This is a genomic window from Limnospira sp. PMC 1279.21 (genome assembly GCF_032349615.1).
Lineage (GTDB): Bacteria > Cyanobacteriota > Cyanobacteriia > Cyanobacteriales > Microcoleaceae > Limnospira > Limnospira fusiformis.
In genome coordinates, this window is record NZ_JARPLU010000082.1 from 7,475 (window position 1) to 21,909 (window position 14,435).

The 14,435-nt window shown below is 42.5% G+C and carries 11 protein-coding genes and 2 pseudogenes; 9 read left to right on the plus strand and 4 right to left on the minus strand.

Annotated features, from left to right (window positions below; translation table 11 throughout):
- The 4 genes and pseudogenes from P5683_RS13640 to ilvA all read left to right on the plus strand — a co-directional run.
- Positions 1-443 (plus strand): annotated as a pseudogene (locus P5683_RS13640) (hypothetical protein); the annotation flags it as partial.
- Between the two features lie 177 nt (positions 444-620).
- A complete protein-coding gene (locus P5683_RS13645; RefSeq protein ID WP_006624176.1) occupies positions 621-2,024 on the plus strand; it encodes a ferredoxin:protochlorophyllide reductase (ATP-dependent) subunit N in 1,404 nt (467 codons plus the stop codon).
- 95 nt (positions 2,025-2,119) lie between these two features.
- Positions 2,120-3,028 (plus strand): polysaccharide pyruvyl transferase family protein, encoded by a 909-nt coding sequence (locus P5683_RS13650; protein WP_006624175.1) that lies wholly within the window; start codon positions 2,120-2,122, stop codon positions 3,026-3,028.
- Between the two features lie 37 nt (positions 3,029-3,065).
- The gene (ilvA, locus tag P5683_RS13655) at positions 3,066-4,577 is read left to right on the plus strand and encodes a threonine ammonia-lyase, biosynthetic (RefSeq protein WP_315640181.1); all 1,512 of its coding nucleotides are present in this window, start codon (positions 3,066-3,068) and stop codon (positions 4,575-4,577) included.
- A 20-nt stretch (positions 4,578-4,597) separates the two neighbouring features.
- On the opposite strand, the gene P5683_RS13660 is transcribed toward ilvA, so the two are convergent.
- Positions 4,598-8,773, minus strand: a complete 4,176-nt coding sequence (locus P5683_RS13660) for a PAS domain-containing protein (protein WP_315640182.1) — start codon at positions 8,771-8,773, stop codon at positions 4,598-4,600.
- Positions 8,774-9,097: 324 nt separating this feature from the next.
- Between P5683_RS13660 and trpS the strand changes: the two genes are divergently transcribed.
- The 3 genes from trpS (at position 9,098) to P5683_RS13675 (ending at position 11,920) form a co-directional block, all read left to right on the plus strand.
- A complete protein-coding gene (trpS, locus tag P5683_RS13665; RefSeq protein ID WP_006624172.1) occupies positions 9,098-10,108 on the plus strand; it encodes a tryptophan--tRNA ligase in 1,011 nt (336 codons plus the stop codon).
- A gap of 44 nt (positions 10,109-10,152) precedes the next feature.
- Positions 10,153-11,043: a methylenetetrahydrofolate reductase gene (locus P5683_RS13670; protein WP_006624171.1), complete on the plus strand. Its 891-nt coding sequence runs from the start codon at positions 10,153-10,155 to the stop codon at positions 11,041-11,043.
- Between the two features lie 361 nt (positions 11,044-11,404).
- A complete protein-coding gene (locus tag P5683_RS13675; RefSeq protein ID WP_006624169.1) occupies positions 11,405-11,920 on the plus strand; it encodes a methylmalonic aciduria and homocystinuria type D protein in 516 nt (171 codons plus the stop codon).
- Here the strand turns inward: P5683_RS13675 and P5683_RS13680 are convergent.
- Complete coding sequence (locus tag P5683_RS13680) at positions 11,868-12,290, minus strand: hypothetical protein (protein ID WP_006620193.1); 423 nt, start codon at positions 12,288-12,290, stop codon at positions 11,868-11,870. The genes P5683_RS13675 and P5683_RS13680 overlap by 53 nt on opposite strands.
- 130 nt (positions 12,291-12,420) lie before the next feature.
- On the opposite strand from P5683_RS13680, the gene P5683_RS13685 reads away from it, so the two are divergent.
- Positions 12,421-13,050: a M23 family metallopeptidase gene (locus P5683_RS13685; RefSeq protein ID WP_006620192.1), complete on the plus strand. Its 630-nt coding sequence runs from the start codon at positions 12,421-12,423 to the stop codon at positions 13,048-13,050.
- 106 nt (positions 13,051-13,156) lie between these two features.
- Here the strand turns inward: P5683_RS13685 and P5683_RS13690 are convergent, their stop codons facing one another.
- Both P5683_RS13690 and P5683_RS13695 read right to left on the minus strand, forming a co-directional pair.
- Positions 13,157-13,783, minus strand: coding sequence for a hypothetical protein (locus tag P5683_RS13690; protein ID WP_006668366.1), 627 nt, complete (start codon positions 13,781-13,783; stop codon positions 13,157-13,159).
- A 211-nt stretch (positions 13,784-13,994) separates the two neighbouring features.
- Positions 13,995-14,171 (minus strand): hypothetical protein, encoded by a 177-nt coding sequence (locus P5683_RS13695; protein ID WP_157234438.1) that lies wholly within the window; start codon positions 14,169-14,171, stop codon positions 13,995-13,997.
- 73 nt (positions 14,172-14,244) lie between these two features.
- On the opposite strand from P5683_RS13695, the pseudogene P5683_RS13700 reads away from it, so the two are divergent.
- Positions 14,245-14,382: pseudogene (locus tag P5683_RS13700) on the plus strand (MerR family DNA-binding transcriptional regulator); the annotation flags it as partial.
- Positions 14,383-14,435: the final 53 nt, after the last annotated feature.

Genomic DNA, 14,435 nt, shown 5'->3' on the forward strand with positions numbered 1-14,435 from the left:
ACTTAGCCACCGATGACATGGATTTAGGTTTAGACCTAGATGATGCTGGGGATGACTTAGCCACCGATGACATGGATTTAGGTTTAGACCTAGATGATGCTGGGGATGATCTAGCTACGGATGATTTAGATTTAGAGGAAAGTAATCCATTTAAAGATGATTCCTCAGATGATATCGGAGAGCTAGATCTTAGCCTAGATGGAGATGATGATTTAGGAGACTTTGGTAGTTCCTCTGATGATGATTTAGATATAGGAGACTTGAATGATGACGACAGCGATTTAGGCGATTTAGGAGACTTAGGAGACTTAGGAGATTTAGAGGAAATCAGTTTAGAAGAGCTAGGAGAGGTAACGACTGGAGATACAGATAAGTTTGATTTAGATCTGGACAGCCTGACCGAATCAAATGATGATGATATCTCAATATCAGACTTTAAATAAGTCAATCATTCCTTAACATCTAACAGGCTGGTGTACTCATTATGATTTTGGAAGTTAGTAGCCAAAGTCAACAGTTGATTATGTCTAAATTTCTGCCAGGTTGTCATCTCATAAATGGCTGGGTGTCAACAGCTTAAAAAATGACACGAAAACTGGCTTAATTATAAGGAGAAATATATGACTGTTGCTCAACCTGAAGCACTTAACTTTGAATGTGAAACTGGTAATTATCACACCTTTTGTCCGATTAGTTGTGTGGCATGGTTGTACCAGAAAATTGAGGATAGTTTCTTTTTAGTAATTGGTACAAAAACCTGCGGCTATTTCTTGCAAAATGCGATGGGGGTGATGATTTTTGCAGAACCTCGTTATGCAATGGCTGAGTTAGAAGAAGGGGATATTTCGGCTCAACTTAATGATTATGATGAATTAAAGCGACTGTGTTTGCAAATTAAACGCGATCGCAATCCTAGTGTAATTGTATGGATTGGAACCTGTACGACTGAAATCATTAAAATGGATTTGGAGGGGTTGGCTCCGAAATTAGAGGGTGAAATTGGGATTCCTATTGTGGTGGCGAGAGCCAATGGTTTAGATTATGCTTTTACCCAGGGAGAAGATACGGTTCTAGCCGCGATGGCTAATCGCTGTCCGAAAGAACCTGAAAAAGATGCGACTACGGGGACTTCAGGCGATCGCAATGCGATTCAGAAATTACTGAGTTTTGGCAAAAAAAATGAGGATGTGACTAAGGAAGAGTCAGAATATGTAGACCATCCCCCCTTAGTGTTATTTGGTTCTCTCCCCGACCCGGTAGTAACTAATCTCAGTTTGGAGTTGAAAAAACAGGGGATTAAGGTATCTGGATGGCTTCCCGCGAAGCGTTATACGGAACTTCCGGTTTTAGAAGAAGGTTATTATGTATCGGGAGTGAATCCGTTTCTCTCGCGTACCGCAACTACTTTAATGCGTCGTCGTAAGTGTAAATTGATTGGCGCACCGTTCCCCATTGGACCTGATGGAACACGAGCTTGGATTGAAAAAATTTGCTCTGTATTCGGTATTGAACCCCAGGGATTAGATGAACGAGAAGCTCAAATTTGGGCGAATTTAGAGGATTATCTTGAGTTGATCCGGGGTAAGTCGGTGTTCTTTATGGGGGATAATTTGTTAGAAATTTCCCTAGCACGTTTCCTGATTCGCTGTGGGATGACTTGCTCGGAAATTGGCATTCCTTATATGGATAAGCGCTATCAAAAGGCGGAGTTAGACCTACTGGAAAAAACCTGTCAGGAAATGGGGGTTCCGGCTCCGAAAATTATGGAAAAGCCGGATAATTATAATCAGATTCAACGGATTTATGAACTTCAGCCAGATCTGGTAATTACGGGTATGGCTCATGCGAATCCTTTGGAGGCGCGCGGTATTAATACTAAGTGGTCGGTTGAGTTTACTTTTGCTCAAATTCATGGGTTTACTAATGCTCGTGATATTCTGGAGTTGGTGACTCGTCCCCTCCGTCGTAACAATAACCTGAAAGATTTGGGTTGGAGTAATTTGGTTAAGGAAGCTAAGGTCTAATCAATTACTTGTGTGGGAAAGGAGAGCGATCGCTTTTGGTCGCTCTCTTGGCGTGGGATGAGGATTTTTGAGAAATTATCCAGCAGATATTGACTATGAAAACTATTGTTAATTATCATGTGATTGACCCTAAGAATATTGGGGATTTGTTCTCGTCCCCAGTCAATTACTTTGAGTTTCCGGGTTATGAGGTTATTAAGCGAGATATTCGGACTCTGGATAATTCCCCAGCACCAGAAGACCCGGAAAGTTTGTTAAATCATCATGCGATCGTTGGTGGTGGTGGGTTAATGTTTGACCGCTTTTTGCACAATTTCCAACGTTTACAAGCTGGTAAAAATGGTAATAGTTTGATTTTATGGGGAGCCGGACAGCAGGTTTATAAAATTAAAAATTCTGGTGATAATTCCTCATCTTATCATGGTAGTGATTTTGACTATAAGCCTTATTTAAAAGATTTTAATCTCATGGGAATTAGAGACTATAACCAAGGCTATGATTGGGTTCCCTGTGTGAGCTGCATGGATAAAGTTTTTGATAAGGACTACTCGATACAACATGATTTTGTAGTATTTTCGCACAAAAAGTTTCAAATTAAAATTGATTCATTTCCTCGGATGACTAATGAAGATAAGAACTTTGAGGAAATTATTAGTTTTTTGGCTTCAGGGGAAACTATTTTAACCAGTTCTTTCCACGGAGCCTATTGGGGAACACTGCTAGGACGTAAGGTTTTAGCGTTCCCATTTACCAGTAAATTTTTGACCCTAAAACACCCAGTTGCTATGTATCCAGGGATTCATTGGAAGCAACCAAAACGGGAGATTCAAATCTTGGGAAAAACTCTATATCAGCGATTTGATGAAAGTAAATTTTTGTGCGGTACGGATAATTGGCGATCGCATCTTAAAAACTGCCAATCTTATCCCGAAAGTTTGCCAGAATGTCGCGATCGCAATAATTGGTTTGATCAGCAAGTCATGAATCACCTAAGTACAGTATAATCTAAATTCATGCAATTTTCCCCTTTTGCCCAAAGTTATGCACTCCGACTACCTAAAACGAATCCTCACCGCCCGGGTCTATGATGTCGCCCAGGAAACCCCCCTAGAATTAGCCCCCAGACTATCCGAAAGGTTAAATAATCAAGTCCTCCTCAAGCGAGAAGATATGCAGTCTGTGTTCTCATTTAAACTGCGGGGAGCCTATAATAAAATAGCCCAATTAACCCCGGAACGTCTCGCTGAGGGAGTAATCGCCGCCTCGGCGGGAAATCACGCCCAGGGGGTAGCTTTGGGAGCCAGTCGCCTAGGAAGTAGGGCAATTATTGTGATGCCAACTACTACCCCAGATGTGAAAGTACAGGCGGTTAAAGCTAGAGGTGGGGAGGTGGTTTTACATGGAGAAACCTTTGATGATGCCTATGCTTACGCGCGCCAATTAGAAGCAGAAAAAAACCTAACTTTTATTCATCCCTTCGATGACCCAGACGTGATTGCTGGACAGGGAACTATTGCCATGGAAATATTAAGGCAATATCAACAGCCTATTGATGCTATCTTTGTGGCTATAGGAGGCGGCGGTTTGATTTCTGGTATTGCTGCTTATGTGAAACGACTGCGACCAGAAATTAAAATTATTGGGGTGGAACCTGTTGACGCTGATGCTATGTCTCAATCTTTGAAAGCTGGACATAGGGTGAAATTATCCGAGGTGGGATTATTTGCTGATGGGGTGGCGGTGCGACAGGTGGGAGAAGAAACTTTTCGCCTCTGTCAAACTTATGTAGATGATATTATTTTAGTGGGAACTGATGATATTTGTGCGGCGATTAAGGATGTGTTTGAGGATACTAGATCAATTTTAGAACCCGCTGGTGCATTAGCGATCGCTGGCATGAAAGCCTATGTCGAACGGGAACAGATCCACAATCGTACATTAATTGCTGTAGCCTGTGGCGCAAATATGAACTTTGACCGTCTGCAATTTGTGGCAGAAAGGGCCGAATTGGGAGAACGGCGCGAGGCGATTTTTGCCGTCACAATTCCTGAACAACCGGGAAGTTTACGCAAGTTTTGTAACTGCTTAGGAAAACGTAATCTCACTGAATTTAACTATCGCATTGCCGACGAAAAAGAAGCCCATATTTTTGTCGGTGTTCAAATTAAAGACCGGGAAGATGCCCAAAAGTTAACGGAAACCTTTGCAGAACATGATTTAATCGCCATGGATTTAACAGATGATGAATTAACTAAAATGCACTTGCGCCACATGGTAGGCGGTCGTTCTCCTCTGGCTCATGATGAGTTATTATATCGTTTCGAGTTTCCCGAACGTCCAGGCGCATTAATGAAGTTTGTCGAGTCTATGAGTCACACTTGGAATATTAGTTTATTCCACTATCGCAACAATGGTTCAGACTACGGCCGTATTGTGGTCGGAATGCAAGTTCCCCCCCAGGAAATGCAGAAATGGCAAGATTTTTTAGACACCCTCGGATATCGCTATTGGGATGAAAATCAAAATCCTGCCTATAAGCTATTTTTGGGTTAAGGATAATTGATAATTGTCCATTAACCATTGTCTCTGATTAACTGTTCGGGAATTTCGGCAAATTTAGCCACAGTTTTAGGAATGTTATCCCAATCAAAATCCTGAAGTTGCTGTTTGAGGGTTTCCACATAATCGAGTAAAACTGTAGATTGATGTTCCTCTGCTAACATCTCTAGATTTTGCATAAATTGCTTAATCTCTCTGGCTACTAAAGTTTCTTGTAAATGGGGTAAATTCACTTCTACTTCCTGACGCAATTTAGCGGCTAATTCTGTTAATCTCACGGGTTTTAAGGATACTTTCTCTGAGGGCTGTTCATCTATTTTGTCGGTTAATTCAGCATGATTTAGGAACTTCTTGAGTTCAGCCACAATCTGTGATTTGGTCACTGGTTTTGATAAAAAACCATCGCACAATTGCTGCAAATCTTGTTCATTACGATGTTGGGGAGATGCCGTTAATAGGACAATGGGAATATGGCTAGTGAGTTCGTTGTGTTTGAGAAACTGGGTGGCTTCTCGTCCATCCATACGAGGCATCCGTAAGTCCATAAAAATAATATCTGGCTGATAAATTTGGGCTAACCTAATGGCTTCTTCACCATCGTTGGCGCTGATAATTTCATGCTCTGTATTTGTGAAATATTCGGCTAGTAAATCCCGATTAGAACGGACATCATCAGCCACTAAAATAGTAGCAGGTTGAAATTGTTGTAAATTATCATCAAGGGCTATTATGGATGATAGTATTGTGGTTTCTGTGGCAATTTTGACATCGGGTAAATCAACGGTAAATGTGCTTCCCTGGTCGCGTTCGCTTTCCAAATGAATTGAACCACCTAGGAGATGGACTAACCTTTCTGTAATAGTTAAACCTAAACCTGTCCCTCCGTATTTGCGGTTACTTTGACCTTCGCTTTGGGTAAATGAGTCAAAAATCTTGTGTTGGTCTTCGGGAGAAATACCAATACCTGTATCAGTAATGGCAATTTTGAGGTTAATAGAATTATGGGGATGATTGGGTTTTGGTTGTGAACAAGATGCTGTGATTTTCACTGAACCAAATTCGGTGAATTTTATGGAATTTCCGACAAGATTAAATAGAATTTGTCGCAGCCTGACTTCATCGGTCATAATACTATAGGGTAGTTTGGGGTCTACCTCAACTTCTAGGTTTAGGTTTTTTTCGCTGGCTTTTTGTTCAAAAATATGCTCGATTTCATTAATTACGGTGCGGATATTAACGGGTTCATAGTGTAATTGTAATTTACCAGCTTCGATTTTTGATAGGTCTAAAATGTCATTTATTAATGCTAATAAAGTGCGACCACTAGAGGCGATCGCTTTAATATAAGAAGTGGCTTTAGGGTCGGTAATTGTAGATTGTAATAAATCAGCAAAGCCTAAAACTGCATTCATGGGTGTCCGAATTTCATGGCTCATATTAGCTAAAAATTCGCTTTTAGCACGGTTAGCCGCTTCGGCTTCCTCCGTCATCTTTTTAAGTTTAATGTTTTTATAGGTTAATTCTTGGCGTTGCTCCTTTTCTTGAGAGAGTAGTTGTGCATGAGCGATCGCAATTCCTAATTGGCGTGCTACAGCTTCTATTAGTTCGATTTCATCAATAGTCCAGACTCGGTTATGGTCGCATTGATGCAGGCTAATAATACCATTAGGTTGACCATGATAGAAAGTGGCGATCGCCAACATGGATTTCAGATTATCTGACTCTTCAAAATATTGATTGGTTTGCAAAAAAGGAGAGGTGATTTTCATTTCTGATAGCTGAATTAAGCAATCATTTTTATGGTAGGAAATTGCCCGTTCTTGCTCAACCAAGTATTCAATATAAGGGTCATTATCAAAGGTTACTGATTCCTTTAAATTCCCCAGTAAATTACATGGATGCTGAGAATATTTGGCTACCAAATTGCCATGGGGAAAAGGATATTTTTGGTAAGTATGAATTAGACAACAGTTGACTTTAAATGCTTTGCCAATTTCTGCGACTGCGGTTGTAAAAATTTCTTGAACATCTAAACTCTGACGAATATTGTCGGTAATTCTCTGGATAATTAGGGTTTTGTGTAGTTGATTATGCAGAGTATTTTCAATTCTTTTACGATGGGTAATATCTTCCGCAATACCAGTATATCGATAAATTTTTCCCTGGCTGTCTCGCACCGGAAAAGCATGACAATTAATCCAACGAATTGAGCCATTTGGTCTCACAATTCGGTAAGTTTGATTAAAAGGAATACCTAGACTAATTTGCTTATTTAAAGCCTCAGCCATACCGTCACGGTCTTCTGGGTGAACAGACATTAACCAGGAACTAGGATTTTTATATAAACTATCTCGACTTTGTTGCCAAATTTCCTCATAGGCTGGAGACACATAAATCATTTCTCCGGTAGCGCTATTAATAAAGAAGACTTGATGGATATTTTCTGCTAACTGACGAAACTTTTCTTCACTCTCTTTTAAAGCTAGTTCGTTTTTTTTGCGATCGCTAATATCCGTTTTAGTCCCGATCACCCGCAGCGGTTTTCCGTCGAGGCTGCGATACATCACCCGACCCCGATCAAGAATCCATTTATAATGACCATCTTTGCACTTAATACGATGTTCACTAATATATTGCTCCGTTTCACCATTTAGGTGCTTATGTAATATATCGAAAACTTGCAGTTTATCATCAGGATGTATTAGTTTTTCCCACTCCTCAAGATTGTCGCTAATTTCCTCAGCCCTAAAACCTAGAATTTCTTTCCAACGTCGAGAGAAATAAACCTGATTGGTTTCTACATTCCAATCCCAAACGCCATCACCATTTCCCTCTAAAGCAAATTGCCAACGTTCTTCACTTTCTTGTAAGGCAATTTCGGCTTTTTTGCGGTTGGTAATATCCCTCCCGGCTGCATAAATGCGATCGCCTACAGGAGTCGATCGCCACTCTATCCAACGATAAGAACCATCCTTAGCCTGATAGCGATTCACAAAATTAAGCACCGAATTTTGTTGGGCTAAATCCGATAGTTTGTCGATGGTGATTTTAAGATCATCAGGATGCACCAATTCGATACACAATCGACCCTCTAACTCTTCTAGCGAATACCCTAAGTTGATTTCCCACTGTTGATTTAATCGCAAAAGTCGTCCTTCTACATCACCAATACAAAGCAAATCCAGAGCAATAGAAAAAAATCTATCTAATTCTTCCGTTTTCTGGTGTAAAGCCAGCTCGATATTTTTGCGCTCTGTTATGTCAAAAATTGCGCCATCAAGACCGATTAAGTTTCCCTGAGTATCAAACTTACCCCTCCCCTTTTCATAAACCCAATGAATACTGCCATCCCTATGAATAACCCGGTATTCTACAATAAATGATTCCTGTGCATCTAAAGCCGGTAAAATCTTGGCTGTGACAGTTTTTTGGTCATCAGGATGAATGATGTCATTATAGGAGATAACTCGATTGTTGATGATTTCATCAGGTCGATAACCGCAAATATCTTCAATGGCATTGCTGATAAATTTCATCGTCCAAAACTCGTCACAAGCACAGCGATAAATAGCACCCGGAAGATTAGCAAGTAAAGCACGAAATGAGACTTCCGAATATTGAGGATTGAGTGTATTGGAGTTGAAAGTTTGTGCTTTTTCTACCAGGGTGGCTTGTTGAATCGCGATCGCCAAATGTACAGATATCATATTCACCAGATCTATATCCTCTGGTAGCCAGTTCCGGCTATGGCTACATTGATGAACCATCAAATATCCCCAAATATCTCCACTCAACCAAATAGGAACTATCAAAATCCCCCGCACTTGCAGCCGAGCCAGAAATTCTATATAATCATCTCCTAGATGGGTCTGATAAATATCAGCGATCGCCATTACTTCGTCGATCAATTCATGATACTTCCAGAATATTTCCGCGATATCTTCCTGACTGATTACAGTGCGAATATCACTAAAAGATGCTGCCCTTATGTGGACGATACCATCAGCTTCTAACGGACAAATCAAAGTGCGATCGCTTTGCAACAACTCAGATAATTCCGTGACTACCGTATCAAAAATCGTGTTTAAATTAGCGAAATTAACCATCTGGTTAGCTATTTTGAAAAGCAAGTTTTCCCTAGGAGTCGCCGTAGTAAGTTGGTCTGAGCGTGCTAAAATCTGTGGAATCATTGGATTTGTCCCCTGTCTGAATCATCTTAGGAAAAATTAACTCGGAAAATTCACAGTGTAGAGTTATATTCCCGCCCCCGTATCAAATACTGTTGACTGAACCCCTAAAAATTATCAACGCCTATAATTCCATTTTGCCAGATTTGCCAACGAAATATCTACCCCCCAAATAAACTATGGTAAAATCTCCGCCTAGTGGGTTGAACCTGGTCTATGGGGTCTATGGGGACAGGACCACAATTCTGGTACAATTGCTGATCCAGTTCAAAACCCCGCTTTCTATTGTCTAAAATAGAGTTTTAAGTTAAGTTCACAGCAGCAATCATGGATAAGCAGCGAATTCTCTCAGGAGTACAACCAACGGGAAACCTACACCTAGGTAACTATCTGGGCGCGATCCGCAACTGGGTAGAAGGTCAGAAACAGTATGATAACTTTTTCTGTGTGGTAGACCTACACGCGATCACCGTTCCCCACAACCCCGCGACTCTGGCGGCGGATACCTACACGATCGCAGCCCTTTATTTAGCCTGTGGTATCGACCCAGAAGATTCAACTATTTTTGTACAGTCCCATATTTCCGCCCACAGTGAGTTAACCTGGCTTCTCAACTGTCTGACCCCCATTAACTGGCTGCAAGATATGATCCAGTTTAAGGAAAAAGCCGTTAAACAGGGGGAAAATGTCAGTACGGGTTTATTGGATTATCCCGTATTGATGGCTGCCGACATTTTGCTTTATGATGCCGATCGCGTTCCGGTTGGGGAAGACCAAAAACAACATTTGGAACTGACACGGGATATTGCTGGCAGATTTAACCATTTATTCGGTCAACCAGATCAGGAAATTCTCAAAATTCCCCAACCTCTCATTCGCACAGAAGGCGCACGGGTGATGAGTTTAACCGACGGGACTAGGAAAATGTCTAAGTCTGACCCCTCCGAGTTAAGCCGGATTAATTTGTTAGACCCCCCAGATGCGATCGTTAAGAAAATTAAACGCTGCAAAACTGACTCGGTGCGAGGGTTAGCTTTTGATGTTCCAGACCGCCCCGAATGTCATAATCTGCTGAGTCTATATGCTTTGCTCTCTAACCAAACTAAAGCACAAGTGGCGGCTGAATGTGCAGATATGGGGTGGGGACAGTTTAAACCCCTGCTGACGGAAACGGCGATCGCCGCCCTCAAGCCTATTCAGGAACGCTACAAGGAAGTTATGAGCGATCGTGGTTATTTAGAGTCCATATTGCGTACAGGTCGCCAACAAGCCGAGGCTGTAGCCAATCAAACTTTAAGCCGCGTTAAAGATGCCCTAGGTTATTCCAAACCTTTGTAATCTCCCTGAATTTACCTTTAATTTTTACATCTAAAACCGCCATAATGAACCGATTTAGGACTGCTTGTTTGAACCCCAAAGAATTTGTGATCACCGCCGAAGTAGCACCCCCAAAAGGCGGCGATCCGACTCACATGATCGAGATGGCGCGGGGTCTAAAAAATCGCGTCCATGGGGTTAATATTACTGATGGCAGTCGGGCTGTTTTAGGGATGAGTTCCCTAGCTTCCTGCGTCATTCTCCAACATCATGGCATTGAACCGATTTTACAAGTCGCTTGTCGCGATCGCAATCGGATTGGTTTACAAGCAGACCTCCTGGGAGCGCACGCCCTAGGAATTAGGAATATTCTCGCCCTCACAGGTGATCCAGTCAAAGCCGGAGATCATGTTAATGCTAAACCAGTTTTTGATTTTGAATCCGTGCGCCTATTACAAGCTATTAATAAGCTAAATAATGGCATGGATTGGAATGATAAAAAGCTGCCCCATGGTCGGACAGACCTATTTCCCGGAGCCGCAGTAGACCCCCAATCTCCCAGTTTTTCCGGGTTACAAAGTCGTTTTTATCGCAAATTAAAAGCCGGGGCTTGTTTCTTTCAAAGTCAATTAATCACGGATTTTGAAAGGCTCTATAAATTCATGAATCAAGTCGCTTCTGATACGGATAAACCGATTTTGGCGGGAATTTTCCTCCTGAAATCCGCGAAAAATGCCCTTTTTATTAACAAATATGTTCCCGGTGTTAACATCCCCGACCACATTATCCACCGTTTAGAAAAATCATCACATCCCCTGGAAGAAGGCATTAAAATTGCGGCGGAACAAGTACAAATTGCACGTCAAATTTGCCGAGGTGTTCACCTTATGGCGGTTAAACGAGAAGACCTCATCCCGAAAATATTAGATGCAGCCAATATCCCCCCATTACCATAATAGCGGAGGGTAGAACCATGGAGTTTTTGATATGATGGGATACAGCCAACTCCAGGAGAAGCCACCGCGCGTCTACACCCCTTTCCCCCTGGGGGAGGGGCTTCAGAATGTACTTGATGGCTAGAGAAGGCGAAGCTGTTACCAAAACTGGTGAAGGTGATTTGAATCAGGTCTGACTAACCGAGTAGATGAAGTTGGCATTTGGGCGCAATAATTCAATCAAATGGTAAAGCAACTCAAGGATTTATTCAATACATTATCATAGCCCTCAGAACTGAGAAATTATCCCAAGCCAATCAAGAGATTCTTAGCTTCAATGTGACCAAAATCTAACTTTTGCCATAATTCCCCCCAAATTACCATGAGCGACAATATAACCGAGGTGCGATCGCCTGATATTTCCATCCATCCCCCCACCGCTTTTGTAGCCGCTAATTTAAGGCGGATTCTACCAGATTGGCACTCTGATGATATTTGGATAGTGATTTTTTTACAGCGATCGCAGTTCCCCTTAACCACAACTAATGATATCATTGAGCAGGAGAAAAACAGATTATGCGATCGCTTTTTAGAATTCGCCCAACCCGTAGCCCAACAACTCAATTCCCAGGGATGGATGACCGATATCATCTACCCTCCCAGCGGTTATCCGTTGCTGTCCCAACCCGGAGAAATCAACCATAGCGATGCTTTAACTGTCGCCACATCCTTAAACCTTTCTCTGCAAAAGGGACCCTGTACCATCGTAATTCATCCCCAATGGGGAACCGCCGTTTATCCCAGTGTGTTGATATCCTCTGCGCCGCCAGATGAAATCAACAAAGCTATCGATTTTGCTGGCTATCGCGTCGCCCCAACTCATAAACCCCACAGGTAACCGCCGCAATGACTCCCACACTGATAGACCAAGAAGGTCCCAACCCCAATTCAACTCCCCAATTCAATAATCCCCCCACCATTAGAAACGGTACAACGCTGAAGATAGAAGCAAAAAAAATATTTCCCGACTCCCTGCTAGTGCGCGTTTCCTCAAATTGTTCATCTGACCCATAAAAGGGACGTTCAGCCCAATCTAGCCAACCCGTGAGTTTTTCCATGAGTAATTCACTGAGGGGGGAAAACCCCAAACTTAATGCCAGCGACCATAACGCCGTCCCAGCCATAGCCGTTGTATTCAACGGGAACCAACCCAGAAATATCGATATAACAGGGGTTTCCATCGCCCATGAAAAATAATCAGTTAACATTATGTTCTGTTTATGCCTAATGGTGGCAGAATATCAAATGTGTGCTATACGGGAATTGATTTAAATATAACCCTTGTGGGTGCATCCGGTAATTCATTAATAGATTTTGGTGATTGAGGAATCAATAATCATGGCAAAACTCAACCCCCTGCAAGTTTTCAAGCGTCCGACCCTCCTGAAACGAATGCTATGGGTTCTGGTCGGTTTCGTGTGTCTGACTCTAATTCCTTGGGGGGGACAACAGTTAGATATAGGTGCAACTAAGGCATCAGCCTCCCAAGTAGCGGTAGGGGTCGATTGGGGTAATGCTTCTTTTCCGGTGGAAAATTTCCAGCAGTATACATCACCTTTTGGCTATCGTGCTGGTGGGTTTCACTATGGTTTAGACTTAGCCGCACCTATGGGGAGTTATATCCGCAATTGGTGGAGCGGACAGGTAGTCGAACTCTGGGAGGATAATCGCTGCGGCACGGGAATTATTATCCAGTCAGGACAGTGGGAACATATCTATTGCCACGTTCAGGGTCATGTACAAAGTAATGCTAATGGTACTTACTTTATTGACCGTGGCGGCGGTCTGGAACTTCGCAAAGGTCAAATTGTGGCAGCCGGGACTAGAATTGCGCGGGTTGGGATGACCGGGAGAACTACCGGACCTCACTTGCACTGGGGACTCAAGTATAGTAATCGGTGGGTTGATCCAGCCCGTGTTCTGATTGCTATGTATCATCAACAAAACCAGCGTTTGTCTCAACGTTGAACAAATAGCTGGTTAGGTGTTGTGGGGCGTAGAGTACAGGTTTGTACTGTGCGCCCGGTTGTTTTGTTTTTTGTGGTCTTAGTTAGGATTGCTAACAGAGGTCAATTTAGCCCTGGGAAAGTAGATCAATGGATACCCGTTCCGATGGACTGCTTTGGGAAAAGGTGGGCAATTCTACGGAATTCTGACGCAATGCTGCTACTGGGTTAGTGGCGTTGCAGGCGTAGGTGTTGTCAGTATCGCCGTGGGTGAGGAAATTACAAGGTTGACTTGGGTTGGACTGTTGCCAAGTACACTCAAGGGCTGCATAGTAAGCATCCTCATTTCGACTTTTCAGACATCTCGCCCAGGCTTCAGGATCGTAACCTGAACCGATACATTGGAGACTGAGACCTAAACCAATGGCTTTTAAGGCGCAGTCGGCATTCACACTACAGCCGTTTTTGTGGAAGACACCGAAGCTGTCTCTGTTGATTTCTTGTTTACTGCCAGTGTGCAAGCCATCCATTTGGCTAGGATCATTGAGTAAATCTTCGGTGGTAATTCCTAGGAAATCTGTTACATCATAGACAAACTCTGTTTGGTCATCATTGAGGACTTCGCCATTAAAGATTAATTCCTCATCTGGTTCTTCTGGTGGCATTGCCCAAGGGGGAAAGGCGGCGGCGGGAGACACACTCCAGCCTACTACCAAGAAAGAGACGGTGCCGATGGTTGTTAGTAATTTTTTCATAGTTAGTTATAATTTAGAATCAGTTGGTGAGGGAATTTCACAGTTAATAGCCGGGGTCTGAATCCATCAAAAAATCAAGACAATTATGGGTTGCTGAAGTCGCTTAACTTTCCTCCAGCATAGCTAAAGATAGGTGTTGATGTCAATATTTGTTGTGTAAAGATGTTGTAAAATCTGAGAAAATTATGTAAAGGTGGTTGAGGGTAAGTGTCTACTTAAAATCTGCTGTCAAGTCGGTATTTTCACGGAAAAAGTGGCTAGGGTTTTGGGGATAAAGGGGAAGCCGGCAATCAATATTGAGCGGAAAAATGGTGGCGAGACGGTGGTTTTGAGGTAATATCATAGCGAGTTCAGGGGAATGGTGGCTAAGGATAGAATGAGAGAGCATGATTTCATCTCAAATTAGGTTAACATTTTAGGGCAATACGGTATAATAAGCGAGAAGAGTTGAGGATAAACCTATTGCCAGATATGTCAAACCCAAGGAAGCGGCCCAAATCCTTGGAGTCCATGAAAGAACACTCCGCAGATGGGACGACAATGGCTCAATCGAGACCATCAGAACCCCCGCTGGGCAACGACGATACAACGTTGAGTCCTCAGTACAGGACAAAAAAGCTGAAAGTCTTAGCCAAAAGGGAATCTAGCCGAT

Bases quoted from the DNA above. Each gene is read 5' to 3' on its own strand.
- P5683_RS13645 (WP_006624176.1), top strand. From the start codon at position 621: ATGACTGTTGCTCAACCTGAAGCACTTAACTTTGAATGTGAAACTGGT.
- P5683_RS13650 (WP_006624175.1), top strand. From the start codon at position 2,120: ATGAAAACTATTGTTAATTATCATGTGATTGACCCTAAGAATATTGGG.
- ilvA (WP_315640181.1), top strand. From the start codon at position 3,066: ATGCACTCCGACTACCTAAAACGAATCCTCACCGCCCGGGTCTATGAT.
- P5683_RS13660 (WP_315640182.1), bottom strand. From the start codon at position 8,773: ATGATTCCACAGATTTTAGCACGCTCAGACCAACTTACTACGGCGACT.
- trpS (WP_006624172.1), top strand. From the start codon at position 9,098: ATGGATAAGCAGCGAATTCTCTCAGGAGTACAACCAACGGGAAACCTA.
- P5683_RS13670 (WP_006624171.1), top strand. From the start codon at position 10,153: ATGAACCGATTTAGGACTGCTTGTTTGAACCCCAAAGAATTTGTGATC.
- P5683_RS13675 (WP_006624169.1), top strand. From the start codon at position 11,405: ATGAGCGACAATATAACCGAGGTGCGATCGCCTGATATTTCCATCCAT.
- P5683_RS13680 (WP_006620193.1), bottom strand. From the start codon at position 12,290: ATGTTAACTGATTATTTTTCATGGGCGATGGAAACCCCTGTTATATCG.
- P5683_RS13685 (WP_006620192.1), top strand. From the start codon at position 12,421: ATGGCAAAACTCAACCCCCTGCAAGTTTTCAAGCGTCCGACCCTCCTG.
- P5683_RS13690 (WP_006668366.1), bottom strand. From the start codon at position 13,783: ATGAAAAAATTACTAACAACCATCGGCACCGTCTCTTTCTTGGTAGTA.
- P5683_RS13695 (WP_157234438.1), bottom strand. From the start codon at position 14,171: ATGCTCTCTCATTCTATCCTTAGCCACCATTCCCCTGAACTCGCTATG.